Origin of the sequence: Streptomyces microflavus (genome assembly GCF_014650075.1) — a bacterium.
In the GTDB taxonomy this organism is placed as follows: domain Bacteria; phylum Actinomycetota; class Actinomycetes; order Streptomycetales; family Streptomycetaceae; genus Streptomyces; species Streptomyces microflavus.
Map to the genome: position 1 here is coordinate 202,223 of NZ_BMUG01000004.1, position 13,671 is coordinate 215,893.

Below are 13,671 nucleotides of genomic sequence, written 5' to 3' on the forward strand. Positions count from 1 at the left end.
GGGCGGTCCACGCTCTGGCGACCTACCGTGGTGACACGCGCCCCTCCCAAGCCCGGAGCCGTCCCATGCCGGTCACCTCTCCCGCCGCACCCGCAGCCGCGCCGCCCGCGCCGGACGACCTCCCCCAGGACTTCGGCGCGCTGCTCCGCCAGGACCCGGAGGTCGCCGGGGTCCTGGTCGCGGAGCGGGACCGGCAGGCCGCCACCCTCCAGCTGGTCGCCGCCGAGAACTTCACCTCGCCCGCGGTCCTGGCCGCCCTCGGCTCCCCGCTCGCCAACAAGTACGCCGAGGGGTACCCGGGCGCCCGCCACCACGGCGGCTGCGAGCACGCGGACGCCGCCGAGCGCATCGCCGTACGCCGCGCCACCGCCCTCTTCGGCGCCGAACACGCCAACGTCCAGCCGCACTCCGGCTCCTCCGCCGTCCTCGCCGCCTACGCCGCGCTGCTGCGCCCGGGGGACACGGTGCTCGCGATGGGACTCCCGTACGGGGGACACCTCACCCACGGGGCGCCCGGCAACTTCTCCGGCCGCTGGTTCGACTTCGTCGGCTACGGGGTGGACCCCACGACCGGCCTCATCGACCACACCCGGCTCCGCGCCCTGGCCCGCGCCCGCCGCCCCAAGGCGATCGTCTGCGGCTCGATCTCCTACCCCCGCCACCCCGACTACGAGGTGTTCCGGGAGATCGCCGACGAGGTCGGTGCGTACCTGATCGTCGACGCCGCCCACCCGATGGGCCTGATCGCCGGGGGAGCGGCGCCGAACCCGGTCCCGTACGCCGATGTGGTCTGCGCCACCACGCACAAGGTGCTGCGCGGTCCGCGCGGCGGCATGATCCTGTGCGGCGCGGGACTGGCGGAGCGGATCGACCGCGCGGTGTTCCCGTTCACGCAGGGCGGCGCGCAGATGCACACGGTGGCGGCGAAGGCGGTGGCGTTCGGGGAGGCGGAGACACCGGCGTACACGCTCTACGCCCATCAGGTCGTCGCCCACGCCCGGGTGCTCGCCGCCGGTCTGGAGGCCGAGGGGTTCGAGGTGACCACGGGCGGCACGGACACCCACATCATCGTCGCGGACCCGGCCCCGCTCGGCGTCGACGCCCGCACCGCCCGGATGCGGCTCTCGGCCGTCGGCATGGTCCTGGACACCTGTGCACTGCCGTACGGGGAGGCCCGGGGCATTCGCCTGGGGACCGCCGCCGTCACCACGCAGGGCATGGAGGAGGGGGACATGGCGAGGATCGCGGCCCTGTTCGGGGCGGCCGTGCGCGAGCCGGGCGATGTGAGCCCGATCGCGGCGGAGGTCCGTGAGCTGGTCCTGCGCAATCCGCCGTACCCGGGGTAGTCGGCCGGACCGTTTCCGGAGTGGTGGACTCCGCCGTATCCGGGGCAGACGAACCCTGTGCAACCATCACCCGTACCGTGGAGTCCTTGTTTCAGAGACTAGGGTGTGGGGTTTGGATGGCCGGCGAATTCTGTGGGGCAGCCCGTGCGTGATTACCTGCTGACGCTCTGTGTCACGGCGGCGGTGACCTATCTGCTGACCGGACCGGTGCGTAAGTTCGCCATCGCGGTCGGGGCGATGCCCGCGATCCGTGCGCGCGACGTCCACCGGGAGCCGACACCCCGGCTCGGTGGGATCGCCATGTTCGGCGGGCTGTGTGCGGGTCTGATCGTCGCCGACCATCTCCACAACCTGAAGAGCGTCTTCGAACTCTCCAACGAACCACGGGCGTTGCTCTCCGGCGCTGCCCTGATCTGGCTGATCGGTGTCCTCGACGACAAGTTCGAGCTGGACGCGCTGATCAAGCTGGGCGCCCAGATGATCGCCGCCGCCGTCATGGTCATCCAGGGGCTCACGATTCTGTGGCTGCCGATCCCCGGTGTCGGCACGGTCGCCCTCACTCAGTGGCAGGGCACACTCCTCACAGTCGCGCTGGTCGTCGTCACGATCAACGCGGTCAACTTCGTCGACGGCCTGGACGGGCTCGCGGCCGGGATGGTCTGCATCGCCTCGGCGGCGTTCTTCCTCTATGCCTACCGTCTCTGGTTCGGGAACATGATCGAGGCGGCCGCCCCCGCGACGCTCTTCACCGCGATCCTGATGGGCATGTGCCTCGGTTTCCTGCCGCACAACATGCACCCCGCCCGGATCTTCATGGGCGATTCCGGCTCCATGTTGATCGGGCTGGTGCTGGCTGCCGCGGCGATCTCGGTCACTGGTCAGGTCGACCCCGACACGATGCGGATCTTCGAAGGCAGTGAGCGCGGGGCCACCCACGCGATGCTGCCCGTCTTCATCCCGCTGCTGCTGCCGCTGACGATCATCGCCATCCCGGCCGCCGACCTGATCCTCGCCATCGTCCGGCGCACCTGGAACGGCCAGTCGCCGTTCGCCGCCGACCGCGGTCACCTGCACCACCGCCTGCTGGAGATCGGCCACTCGCACAGCCGGGCCGTGCTGATCATGTACTTCTGGTCGGCCCTCATCGCCTTCGGCGCCGTCGGCTACTCGGTGCACTCGGCCTCGATGTGGATCGTCTTCGTCATCGTCGCGGCGAGCGCGGTGGGCCTGGTCCTGTTGCTGATGCCCCGCTTCACCCCGCGCGCCCCGCACTGGGCCAACCGCTTCGTGCCGCCGCGCTACCGCCACCGGGCGACGGGGCAGGCATCGTCGCCCTCGTACGACGAGAAGCCGGCGACCGTGGGTTCCGGGGCCCAACAGGGCCCGGCAGACGCTCAGATGGGCGAGGAGGGCCCCGAACGGGCCCCCGTGGCGGTCGGGGTGTCCGGCGTCAACGGGGCGACCGCGATCGGCGCCCGTTCGCGTTTTCCTGAGCGGCGCCCCATCGACTCCTCGCGCTGACGATTCGGATGCTGTGGCGCATTACCAGACATTGCACCGGCTTGTCGTGCACACACGCGCGGAGTAACTCTCATGTGTGACAGTTGGCACACTTTCCAGGTAAAGACCTCATCAAATAGTTTGTGATACCGTTCACGAGACCCGGTGACGGAGCCGAAGGACCCTAGTGAGACGGTCCTTTGGCCTGGTAAACCGCCTCGCGGACCGGGCCTACGCTCGTCCATGACGACGCCCCATTCCTCCTCTCAGACCAGTGGAGCTGCCGCCATGCAGTCCGACATGCGCGAACTACTGCGCATCGCCACCCCCACCGCCGTGGTGGGAGCCATCGCCACGCTTGTCGGCGGGCTGCTCGCCGGTGGCGAGGGGGCGATCGGTGCCGCGGTCGGCTGCGTGGTCGTGATCGTCTTCATGACGCTCGGACTGCTGGCCCTCAACTGGGTCGGCAAGAACATGCCTCACCTGTTCCAGGGCATGGGGCTGATGATTTACTCGGCCCAACTCGTGCTCCTGCTCATCTTCATCCTGAGCATCCGGAACACTTCTCTCTTCGATCTTCAGGTCTTCGCCCTCTCGCTGGTCGCAGCCGTGATCGCGTGGATCACCACGCAGGCAGTGCTGCACGCGCGGAGCAAGACCCTCTACGTCGACCCCGACGCGGACACCCGGAACCGACCGGGTGGAGCTGGGGGAGATCGTGACGAGTAGGGCCGGAATAAAGCCGTGTTCGACGTGCTGCTATCGTCCGGTCTCGGTTGCGGTAGTGCGAGCGCGGGCAACAGGGCGGTCGCTTGATTCATCGCGAGGCTTCGGGCCCGGCCGCCGCCTCCTCACCGTAAGAACCAGTCCGGTGCCGACCTGCGGCCACCCGCCGCTCCGACACAACGAGGTAGCCGCATCCATGCGCCATGCAGAAGGAGCTCTTGGTGACTGACGCCCAGACGCTCGCTTTCGAGACTGACTGCCACTTGTTCCAGGGATGCGGATTCCAGGCTCCCAGTGTGTGGTCGTTCCTCTTCGAGCCGCTCTTCACCATCGGGCCTGTCGAGTTCAACAAGCCCATGCTGCTCGCGATCATCGGAACCTTCGCGATCCTGGCCTTCTTCTGGGCCGGTTTCTCGAAGCCGAAGGTCGTCCCGGGCAAGCTCCAGATGGTTGCCGAGGCGCTGTACGACTTCGTCCACCGCGGTATCGCCCGTGAGGTCATCGGCAAGAAGGGCGAGCCCTTCGTCCCTCTGCTGGTCTCGCTGTTCTTCTTCGTGTGGATCCTGAACCTCTGGGCCATCATTCCGCTCGCCCAGTTCCCGGTCAGCTCGATCATCGCCTACCCCGTCGGCCTGGCCCTGGTGGTCTGGGTGACGTACATGACGGTGACGTTCCGGTCGAACGGATTCGTCGGAGGCATTCGCAACCTCTGCGTCCCGAGTGGTCTGCCCAAGCCCATCTACGTCCTGCTGACGCCGCTGGAGTTCATCTCCAACGTCTTCGTCCGGCCGTTCACGCTGGCGGTACGACTCTTCGCGAACATGTTCGCGGGCCACATCCTGATCCTGATCTTCACGATCGCCACCTGGTACATGCTCGGCACCGTCCTGGGCACGGTCTACGCCTCCGCGTCGTTCGTCATGACGCTGGTCCTCACCGTGTTCGAGATGTTCATCCAGGCCCTCCAGGCCTACGTGTTCACCGTGCTGACCGCCACGTACCTGTCCCAGGCGCTCGAAGAAGCCCACTGAGAACCGCCGGCCCCCCGGCTACGACCCTCAGCTCCCCAGACGCCCGGTGCGAAGACCATTTCCACCGGTCCCACCAAGAGAAGGAACCACAGACATGTCTGCTGCTTTCGAGACCCTCGCGGCCGTGAACGGCAACGTCGGCACCATCGGCTACGGCCTCGCCGCGATCGGCCCCGGTATCGGCATCGGCATCATCTTCGGTAACGGTGTGCAGGCCATCGCCCGCCAGCCCGAGGCTGCCGGCCTCATCCGCCAGAACATGCTGCTCGGCTTCGCCGTCGTCGAGGCCCTGGCCCTGATCGGCTTCGTCGTCCCGTTCATCGTCAAGTGACGTTGTGCCTGTAGCTCCATTCGACGAAAGGTCCACCATGATGTACCTGGCAGCCGAGGAAGCGCAGAGCCCTCTGCTCCCGGTGTGGCCCGAGATCGTCATCGGCTTGATCTGCTTCGGCATCGTCTTCTTCGTCTTCTCGAAGAAGCTGCTTCCGGTGATCAACAAGACCCTGGAAGAGCGTCGCGAGGCGATCGAAGGTGGCATCGAGAAGGCCGAAGCGGCTCAGACCGAGGCGCAGAGCGTTCTTGAGCAGTACAAGGCTCAGCTCGCCGAGGCCCGCCACGAGGCCGCTCGTCTGCGCCAGGAGGCGCAGGAGCAGGGTGCCGTCATCATCCAGGAGATGAAGGCGGAAGGTCAGCGGCAGCGCGAAGAGATCATCGCCGCCGGCCACACCCAGATCGAGGCCGACCGCAAGGCCGCTGCCTCCGCGCTGCGTCAGGACGTGGGCAAGCTCGCCACCGACCTGGCCGGCAAGCTCGTCGGGGAGTCCCTCCAGGACCACGCCCGGCAGAGCGGCACCGTCGACCGTTTCCTCGACGAGCTCGAGGCGAAGGCCGAGGCTGCCCGATGAACGGCGCGAGCCGCGAGGCACTGGCCGCCGCACGCGAGCGGCTCGACGCGCTGACCGACAACACGTCGGTCGACGCGGCGGCCCTCGCCGAGGATCTGGCATCGGTCACCGCGCTGCTCCACCGCGAGGTTTCCCTGCGCCGGGTTCTCACGGACCCGGCCCAGAGCGGCGAGAGCAAGGCCGAGCTGGTCGCGCGCCTGCTCAGCGGTCAGGTCAGCGGCGAAGCCGTCGACCTGGTCTCCGGGCTGGTCCGCTCCCGCTGGTCGCAGTCGCGTGACCTGGTGGACTCGGTCGAGGAGCTGGCGAACACCGCAGACCTCACCGCGGCCCAGCGCACCGGCGCTCTCGACGACGTCGAGGACGAGCTGTTCCGGTTCGGCCGGATCGTCGGCTCCGACACGGAGCTGCGTTCCGCACTCACCAGCCGTACGGCCACCACCGCCGCCAAGAGCGAGCTGCTGCGCAGCCTGCTTGGCGGAAAGGCACAGCCGGCCACCGAGCGGGTCATCGTCCGCCTGGTGACCCAGCCGCGGGGACGTAGCCTGGAAGCAGGACTCGAATCCCTGTCCAAGCTCGCCGCGGACCGCCGCGACCGCACGGTCGCGATCGTCACTTCGGCGGTGCCGCTCAGCGACCGGCAGAAGCAGCGCCTCGGCGCCGCCCTGGCGAAGCTGTACGGCCGCGAGATGCACCTGAACCTGGACGTGGACCCCTCGGTCCTCGGCGGGATCTCGGTGCGCGTCGGTGACGAGATCATCAACGGCACCGTCGCGGAGCGCCTCGAAGAGGCGACCCGCCGCATGGCCGGCTGACACAGCTCAGCGCAGAAGACCAAGCAAGACCAGCGGCCCGGTTGGGCCGTGCAGAAATTGCAGAAGATTCCTGGGGGTCGGCCCCCAGACCCCCTTAAGAAACTTCGGGCCCAACAAGGAGAGCAGGGAACCCAGATGGCGGAGCTCACGATCCGGCCGGAGGAGATCCGGGATGCGCTGGAGAACTTTGTCCAGTCGTACAAGCCGGACGCGGCCTCGCGCGAGGAGGTCGGTACGGTCAGCGTTGCCGGCGACGGCATCGCGAAGGTGGAGGGCCTGCCCTCCGCCATGGCGAACGAGCTGCTGAAGTTCGAGGACGGCACCCTCGGTCTCGCCCTCAACCTCGAGGAGCGCGAGATCGGTGCGATCGTCCTCGGCGAGTTCAGCGGTATCGAGGAGGGCCAGCCGGTGCAGCGCACCGGTGAGGTGCTCTCCGTCGGCGTCGGCGAGGGCTACCTCGGCCGCGTCGTCGACCCGCTCGGCCAGCCGATCGACGGTCTCGGCGAGATCGCGACCGACGGCCGCCGCGCCCTCGAGCTGCAGGCCCCTGGCGTCATGGTCCGCAAGTCGGTGCACGAGCCGATGCAGACCGGCTACAAGGCCGTCGACGCCATGGTGCCGATCGGCCGCGGCCAGCGTCAGCTGATCATCGGCGACCGTCAGACGGGTAAGACCGCTCTGGCCGTCGACACGATCATCAACCAGCGCGACAACTGGCGCTCGGGCGACGTGAACAAGCAGGTGCGCTGCATCTACGTCGCCATCGGTCAGAAGGGCTCCACCATCGCCTCCGTGCGTGGTGCGCTCGAAGAGGCCGGCGCGCTGGAGTACACGACCATCGTCGCCGCCCCGGCGTCCGACCCGGCCGGCTTCAAGTACCTGGCGCCGTACACCGGTTCGGCCATCGGCCAGCACTGGATGTACCAGGGCAAGCACGTCCTGATCATCTTCGACGACCTCTCGAAGCAGGCCGACGCCTACCGCGCCGTGTCCCTGCTGCTGCGCCGCCCGCCGGGCCGTGAGGCCTACCCGGGTGACGTCTTCTACCTGCACTCGCGTCTGCTGGAGCGCTGCGCCAAGCTCTCCGACGAGATGGGTGCCGGTTCGATGACGGGCCTCCCGATCGTCGAGACCAAGGCGAACGACGTGTCGGCGTTCATCCCGACCAACGTCATCTCCATCACCGACGGCCAGTGCTTCCTGGAGTCCGACCTGTTCAACGCGGGTCAGCGTCCGGCGCTCAACGTCGGTATCTCGGTCTCCCGAGTCGGTGGCTCCGCCCAGCACAAGGCCATGAAGCAGGTCTCCGGCCGGCTCCGCGTGGACCTCGCCCAGTACCGCGAGCTGGAGGCGTTCGCCGCCTTCGGTTCCGACCTGGACGCGGCCTCGAAGGCTTCGCTGGAGCGCGGTAAGCGCATGGTCGAGCTGCTGAAGCAGCCCCAGTACGCCCCGTTCCCGATGGAGGAGCAGGTCGTCTCCGTCTGGGCCGGTACCACGGGCAAGATGGACGACGTCCCGGTCGAGGACATCCGTCGCTTCGAGGCCGAGCTGCTGGAGTACCTGCGCCGTGAGCGCAAGGACCTCCTGACCAGCATCGCCGAGGGCGGCAAGATGTCCGACGACACGCTGCAGTCGATCGCCGACGCGATCGCCGCCTTCAAGCAGCAGTTCGAGACCTCGGACGGCAAGCTTCTGGGCGAGGGCTGATCGATGGGCGCTCAGCTTCGCGTTTACAAGCGCCGCATCCAAGCCGTCACCGCGACCAAGAAGATCACCAAGGCGATGGAGATGATCGCCGCCTCGCGCATCGTCAAGGCGCAGCGCAAGGTGGCGGCGTCCATGCCGTACGCGACCGAGCTCACCCGTGCGGTGACCGCGGTGGCGACCGGCTCCAGCGCCAAGCACCCGCTCACCACCGAGGCCGAAGCCCCGACCCGCGCCGCGGTCCTGCTCGTCACGAGCGACCGCGGTCTGGCCGGCGGCTACTCCTCCAACGCCATCAAGGCCGCGGAGCGGCTGCGGGAGCGCCTTGCCGGTGAGGGCAAGGAGGTCGACACGTACATCGTCGGCCGCAAGGGTGTCGCGTACTACGGCTTCCGCGAGCGCAAGGTCGAGGAATTCTGGACGGGCTTCACCGACAACCCGGCGTACTCCGATGCCAAGCGCGTCGCCGCCCCGTTGATCGAGGCCATCCAGAAGGAGACGGCCGAGGGCGGCGTCGACGAGCTGCACATCGTTTTCACGGAATTCGTGTCGATGATGACGCAGAACGCCGTCGACGACCGGATGCTGCCGCTTTCGCTCGACAAGGTCGCGGAGGAGAGCACCCGCAAGGGCGAGATCCTCCCGCTGTTCGAGTTCGAGCCGTCGGCCGAGGACGTCCTCGACGCTCTTCTGCCGCGCTACGTCGAGAGCCGTATCTACAACGCACTGCTGCAGGCAGCCGCTTCCGAGCACGCTGCCCGCCGTCGCGCGATGAAGTCGGCCACCGACAACGCCGGGGATCTCATCAAGAGCCTCTCCCGGCTTGCCAACGCGGCCCGCCAGGCCGAAATCACCCAGGAAATCAGCGAGATCGTCGGCGGTGCCAGTGCTCTGGCCGACGCGACCGCGGGGAGTGACAAGTAATGACGACCACTGTTGAGACGGCCGCTGCCACGGGCCGCGTCGCCCGGGTCATCGGCCCGGTCGTCGACGTGGAGTTCCCCGTCGACGCGATGCCGGAGATCTACAACGCCCTTCACGTCGACGTGGACGACCCGGCCGAGGCCGGCGCCCGCAAGACGCTGACCCTCGAAGTCGCCCAGCACCTGGGTGACGGCGTGGTCCGGGCGATCTCCATGCAGCCCACCGACGGCCTGGTCCGCCAGGCTGCGGTGACCGACACGGGCAAGGGCATCACCGTCCCCGTCGGTGACATCACCAAGGGCAAGGTGTTCAACACCCTCGGTCAGATCCTGAACGAGCCGGAGGCCGAGGCGCAGATCACCGAGCGCTGGCCGATCCACCGCAAGGCCCCGGCCTTCGACCAGCTCGAGTCCAAGACCGAGATGTTCGAGACCGGCCTGAAGGTCGTCGACCTGCTGACCCCGTACGTCAAGGGCGGCAAGATCGGTCTGTTCGGTGGTGCGGGCGTCGGCAAGACGGTCCTCATCCAGGAAATGATCATGCGTGTGGCGAAGCTGCACGACGGTGTGTCGGTGTTCGCCGGTGTCGGCGAGCGCACCCGTGAGGGCAACGACCTCATCGACGAGATGACCGAGTCGGGCGTTCTGGAGAAGACCGCGCTCGTCTTCGGCCAGATGGACGAGCCGCCGGGGACGCGTCTGCGCGTGGCCCTGTCCGCCCTGACCATGGCGGAGTACTTCCGCGATGTGCAGAAGCAGGACGTGCTGCTCTTCATCGACAACATCTTCCGCTTCACGCAGGCCGGCTCCGAGGTCTCCACGCTGCTCGGCCGTATGCCGTCCGCAGTGGGTTACCAGCCGACCCTGGCCGACGAGATGGGTGTGCTCCAGGAGCGCATCACCTCGACGCGTGGTCACTCGATCACCTCGATGCAGGCGATCTACGTCCCCGCGGACGACCTGACCGACCCGGCCCCGGCCACCACGTTCGCCCACCTCGACGCGACGACGGTTCTCTCCCGTCCGATCTCCGAGAAGGGCATCTACCCGGCCGTGGACCCGCTGGACTCGACGTCCCGCATCCTGGACCCGCGTTACATCACGCAGGAGCACTACGACACGGCCAGCCGCGTCAAGGGGATCCTGCAGAAGTACAAGGACCTCCAGGACATCATCGCGATCCTCGGTATCGACGAGCTGGGCGAGGAGGACAAGCTCGTTGTCCACCGTGCCCGTCGCGTCGAGCGCTTCCTGTCGCAGAACACCCACGCCGCCAAGCAGTTCACCGGCCTGGACGGTTCGGACGTGCCGCTCGACGAGTCGATCACCGCGTTCAACGCGATCTGCGACGGGGACTACGACCACTTCCCCGAGCAGGCGTTCTTCATGTGCGGTGGCCTGGACGACCTCAAGGCGAAGGCCAAGGAGCTCGGCGTCTCCTGAGCCTCCGGCTCACCGAGGGGGGTGGGTCTGGTCCCACCCCCCTCACCACGCCCCGTAGAATTGAACCGACACCCGGCCGGGCGGCCGGGTGGTGACCCGAGGAGCCCCCTTGGCTGCTGAGCTGCATGTCGAGCTGGTCGCCGCGGACCGTAGTGTCTGGTCCGGCGAGGCCACCCTGGTCGTCGCGCGAACCACGTCCGGCGACATCGGCATCATGCCCGGTCACCAGCCGCTTCTCGGTGTGCTGGAATCGGGCCCGGTGACGATCCGCACGAGCGAGGGCGGTACCGTCATCGCTGCCGTGCACGGTGGTTTCATCTCGTTCGCGGACAACAAGCTTTCGCTGCTGGCCGAGATCGTCGAGCTGGCGGACGAGATCGATGTCCAGCGCGCCGAGCGTGCGCTGGAGCGCGCCAAGTCGGATGCCGACGCTGCCGCCGAGCGGCGCGCCGAGATCCGTCTGCGTGCGGTGGCGGTGCACTAGCACCCCCACGGAGTGAAGTTTTTACTCAGCCGCGGCCCGAGCTGGATATATCCAGCCGTGTCGCGGCTGAGGCGATGCAGGTGCAATTCAGTTCGATTCGGTTCGTTATCCGTTACTCGACGATGCGAGGAGGTCGGTGGAGATGGTCCTCGCGTTGTGGGTGGGCGCATCGGTCGTCGTGCTGGTCCTGGTGGGGCTGTTCGTCTTCGGTCTGCGCCGGCGGCTGATCCAGCGGTCCGGAGGCACTTTCGACTGCAGCCTCCGCTGGGACGTCTCCGAAGAGCCGGACCCCTCGGGCAAAGGCTGGGTCTACGGGGTCGCCCGCTACAGCGGCGACCGCGTCGACTGGTTCCGTGTCTTCTCCTACGCTCCTCGCCCCCGCCGGGGCCTGGAGCGTTCTGCGATCGAGGTGATCGCCCGCCGGCTGCCGGAGGGTGAGGAGGAGCTCGCGCTCCTGTCCGACTCCGTCGTGCTCGGCTGTCTCCACCGGGGGACGCGCCTGGAGCTGGCGATGAGCGAGGACGCCCTGACCGGCTTCCTCGCCTGGCTGGAGGCGGCGCCGCCCGGCCAGCGGGTCAACGTGGCGTAAGGGCGTGCGGTCGCCGCAGGCCGCGTTCGTACACAGCGAAAAACCGGGGAGACGGGGGGCGGACCCGTCTCCCCGGCGCTTTTCCGGGGTGGTGCTTGCCGTTACGGCGTGGGGATGGCCGTCGGTGTTACTGGAGGCCGCCGTTGATCGCGCTCACCAGTTCGCCGTTGGCGGTGTCACCGGAGAACTCCCAGAAGAACGCGCCTCCCAGGCCCTGGCTCTTCGCCCAGCTCATCTTGGAGCCGATGGTGGCCGGGGTGTCGTAGCTCCACCAGTTGGTGCCGCAGTGCGCGTAGGCCGTGCCGGCGATGGTGCCGGTGGCCGGGCAGGTGTTCTTCAGGACCTTGTAGTCCTCGATGCCCGCCTCGTACGTGCCGGAGGCCGCGCCGGTCGCCGTGCCGCCGGGGGCGGACTGGGTGACGCCGGTCCAGCCGCGGCCGTAGAAGCCGATGCCGAGGAGCAGCTTCTTGGCCGGGACGCCCTTGGCCTTCAGCTTGGCGATGGCGTCGGCGGAGGTGAAGCCCTCCTGCGGGATGCCGGTGTACGGGTTCAGCGGCGAGTGCGGGGCCGTCGGGCCCTTGGCCGCCCAGGCGCCGAAGAAGTCGTACGTCATCACGTTGTACCAGTCGAAGGACTGGGCGGCGCCCGCGTAGTCGGCGGCGTCGATCTTGCCGCCGGCCGAGCCGTCCGCGGTGATGGCGGCGGTGACCAGGTTGCCCGCACCGAACTTCGTCTTCACGGCGGAGGCGAGGTTCTTGAGCGCGGCCGGGCCGCTGGTGTCACAGGTCAGACCGCAGGCGTTGGGGTACTCCCAGTCGAGGTCGATGCCGTCGAAGACATCGGCCCAGCGGGGGTCCTCGACCAGGTCGTAGCAGGACTGGGCGAAGGCGGCGGGGTTCTGCGCGGCCTGGGGGAAGCCACCGGACCAGGTCCAGCCGCCGAACGACCAGAGGACCTTGATGTGCGGGTACTTGGCCTTCAGCTTGCGCAGCTGGTTGAAGTTGCCGCGCAGGGGCTGGTCCCAGGTGTCGGCGACGCCGTCGACGGACTGGTCGGCGGTGTACGCCTTGTCGTAGTCGGCGTAGGAGTCACCGATGGTGCACCGGCCGTTCTGCACGTTGCCGAAGGCGTAGTTGATGTGCGTGATCTTCGCCGCGGAGCCGGACGTCACCAGGTTCTTGACGTGGTAGTTGCGCCCGTAGACGCCCCAGTTGGTGAAGTAGCCCAGGTTGATCTTGTCGCCGACGGGCGGCTCGCCGCCGCCACCACCGGTGGTGCGGACCGAGACGGAGGCCGAGATGGGACCGAGCTGGTCGATGGTGTCCCGGGCCTGGACCGCGTACGTGTAGTCGGTGCCGGCGGTCAGTCCGGTGTTGGTGTACGTGGTGCCGGTGACCGTGGCGATCTTGGCGCCGTTGCGCAGGACGTCGTAGTTCTTGACGCCCTTGTCGTCGGTGGCCGCGCTCCAGCTGAGCTTCACCGAGGTGTTGGTGACATCGCTGGTGGTCGGGGTGCCGGGGGCCGAGGGCGGGTTGTCGCCGGGGACGGTGGAGCCGTCACAGGAGGCGCCGTTCAGCTTGCAGCCGCTGGGGGCGCCGGGGCCGGAGCCGTTGAAGCCGAAGCTGACGCTGGCGCCGGGGGCCACCGTCCCGTTCCAGCTGAGGTTCTTGGCGGTCCAGTGGGTACCGGCGCTGGTGACGGTGGCGTCCCAGGCCGAGCCGACCGAGGTGCCCGAGGGGAAGTCCCACTCGATGGTCCAGGAGGAGAGCGCGGTGGTGCCGGTGTTCTTCACCGTCCACTGGCCCTCGAAGCCGCTGCCCCAGTCCGACTTCTTGGTGTACGTGGCGGTGGCCGACGCGGCGGCCGATGCGGGGGAGGCCAGTCCCACCATCGCGGCCAGCGGGACGACGAGTGCGGTGAGGCCGGCGACGACCTTGGATCTGCCGCTCCGGGTGGGTATCCATCTGAATCTGGAACGGCGTTGGGGGGCTTGAGTGCTCAACGGTGCTCCTCGGGTGAGGTCCAGCAAACGGGGGTAATTCGTGGACTGCAAACCCTGCGCCGCCCTGAGTACGGGTGCTCTCGTACTCACCGCAGTGTGTGTTGGGTGACATTAGGAAGGTCTGGACCAATCGTCAAGAGGTCTGGACCAAAGATCGAAGGCCGGAACCGGCCCGAAATCGGACCGGAATCCGGCCGACGAAGGCC

The 13,671-nt window shown here is 68.1% G+C and carries 13 protein-coding genes; 12 read left to right on the forward strand and 1 reads right to left on the reverse strand.

The features are described 5' to 3' along the window. Positions 1–65: 65 nt before the first annotated feature. The 12 genes from glyA to IE264_RS13300 all read left to right on the forward strand — a co-directional run bounded on the left by glyA (position 66) and on the right by IE264_RS13300 (position 11,463). Complete coding sequence (gene glyA / locus IE264_RS13245) at positions 66–1,346, forward strand: serine hydroxymethyltransferase (protein WP_032758582.1); 1,281 nt, start codon at positions 66–68, stop codon at positions 1,344–1,346. 132 nt (positions 1,347–1,478) lie between these two features. After that, entirely contained in the window at positions 1,479–2,867 is a 1,389-nt protein-coding gene (locus IE264_RS13250; RefSeq protein WP_032758583.1) for an MraY family glycosyltransferase, read from the forward strand. A gap of 267 nt (positions 2,868–3,134) precedes the next feature. Further along, positions 3,135–3,575 carry a Cg1360 family ATP-synthase-associated protein gene (locus IE264_RS13255; RefSeq protein WP_032758585.1) on the forward strand — a complete coding sequence of 147 codons (441 nt, stop codon included), beginning with the start codon at positions 3,135–3,137 and terminating at the stop codon, positions 3,573–3,575. 200 nt (positions 3,576–3,775) lie between these two features. Continuing rightward, the gene (gene atpB / locus IE264_RS13260) at positions 3,776–4,603 is read left to right on the forward strand and encodes a F0F1 ATP synthase subunit A (RefSeq protein ID WP_032758586.1); all 828 of its coding nucleotides are present in this window, start codon (positions 3,776–3,778) and stop codon (positions 4,601–4,603) included. 94 nt (positions 4,604–4,697) lie between these two features. Continuing rightward, a complete protein-coding gene (atpE, locus tag IE264_RS13265) occupies positions 4,698–4,934 on the forward strand; it encodes an ATP synthase F0 subunit C (RefSeq protein WP_003966254.1) in 237 nt (78 codons plus the stop codon). 37 nt (positions 4,935–4,971) lie between these two features. Further along, positions 4,972–5,508 carry a F0F1 ATP synthase subunit B gene (locus tag IE264_RS13270; protein ID WP_032758587.1) on the forward strand — a complete coding sequence of 179 codons (537 nt, stop codon included), beginning with the start codon at positions 4,972–4,974 and terminating at the stop codon, positions 5,506–5,508. Beyond that, positions 5,505–6,320, forward strand: a complete 816-nt coding sequence (locus tag IE264_RS13275; RefSeq protein WP_032758589.1) for a F0F1 ATP synthase subunit delta — start codon at positions 5,505–5,507, stop codon at positions 6,318–6,320. The genes IE264_RS13270 and IE264_RS13275 overlap by 4 nt, the downstream gene beginning before the upstream one ends. 135 nt (positions 6,321–6,455) lie before the next feature. Next, positions 6,456–8,027: a F0F1 ATP synthase subunit alpha gene (atpA, locus tag IE264_RS13280; protein WP_015611378.1), complete on the forward strand. Its 1,572-nt coding sequence runs from the start codon at positions 6,456–6,458 to the stop codon at positions 8,025–8,027. A 3-nt stretch (positions 8,028–8,030) separates the two neighbouring features. Beyond that, a complete protein-coding gene (locus tag IE264_RS13285) occupies positions 8,031–8,948 on the forward strand; it encodes a F0F1 ATP synthase subunit gamma (RefSeq protein ID WP_015611379.1) in 918 nt (305 codons plus the stop codon). Next, complete coding sequence (atpD, locus tag IE264_RS13290) at positions 8,948–10,390, forward strand: F0F1 ATP synthase subunit beta (RefSeq protein WP_015611380.1); 1,443 nt, start codon at positions 8,948–8,950, stop codon at positions 10,388–10,390. The genes IE264_RS13285 and atpD overlap by 1 nt, the downstream gene beginning before the upstream one ends. A 109-nt stretch (positions 10,391–10,499) precedes the next feature. After that, the gene (locus IE264_RS13295; protein WP_015611381.1) at positions 10,500–10,874 is read left to right on the forward strand and encodes a F0F1 ATP synthase subunit epsilon; all 375 of its coding nucleotides are present in this window, start codon (positions 10,500–10,502) and stop codon (positions 10,872–10,874) included. 142 nt (positions 10,875–11,016) lie between these two features. After that, positions 11,017–11,463, forward strand: coding sequence for a DUF2550 domain-containing protein (locus IE264_RS13300; protein WP_031122931.1), 447 nt, complete (start codon positions 11,017–11,019; stop codon positions 11,461–11,463). A 127-nt stretch (positions 11,464–11,590) separates the two neighbouring features. On the opposite strand, the gene IE264_RS13305 is transcribed toward IE264_RS13300, so the two are convergent. Continuing rightward, a complete protein-coding gene (locus IE264_RS13305; protein WP_032758590.1) occupies positions 11,591–13,465 on the reverse strand; it encodes a glycoside hydrolase family 18 chitinase in 1,875 nt (624 codons plus the stop codon). Positions 13,466–13,671 lie beyond the last annotated feature (206 nt).

Bases quoted from the DNA above. Each gene is read 5' to 3' on its own strand.
- atpB (WP_032758586.1), top strand. From the start codon at position 3,776: ATGCAGAAGGAGCTCTTGGTGACTGACGCCCAGACGCTCGCTTTCGAG.
- atpD (WP_015611380.1), top strand. From the start codon at position 8,948: ATGACGACCACTGTTGAGACGGCCGCTGCCACGGGCCGCGTCGCCCGG.
- IE264_RS13255 (WP_032758585.1), top strand. From the start codon at position 3,135: ATGCAGTCCGACATGCGCGAACTACTGCGCATCGCCACCCCCACCGCC.
- IE264_RS13275 (WP_032758589.1), top strand. From the start codon at position 5,505: ATGAACGGCGCGAGCCGCGAGGCACTGGCCGCCGCACGCGAGCGGCTC.
- glyA (WP_032758582.1), top strand. From the start codon at position 66: ATGCCGGTCACCTCTCCCGCCGCACCCGCAGCCGCGCCGCCCGCGCCG.
- IE264_RS13270 (WP_032758587.1), top strand. From the start codon at position 4,972: ATGATGTACCTGGCAGCCGAGGAAGCGCAGAGCCCTCTGCTCCCGGTG.
- atpE (WP_003966254.1), top strand. From the start codon at position 4,698: ATGTCTGCTGCTTTCGAGACCCTCGCGGCCGTGAACGGCAACGTCGGC.
- IE264_RS13300 (WP_031122931.1), top strand. From the start codon at position 11,017: ATGGTCCTCGCGTTGTGGGTGGGCGCATCGGTCGTCGTGCTGGTCCTG.
- IE264_RS13285 (WP_015611379.1), top strand. From the start codon at position 8,031: ATGGGCGCTCAGCTTCGCGTTTACAAGCGCCGCATCCAAGCCGTCACC.
- atpA (WP_015611378.1), top strand. From the start codon at position 6,456: ATGGCGGAGCTCACGATCCGGCCGGAGGAGATCCGGGATGCGCTGGAG.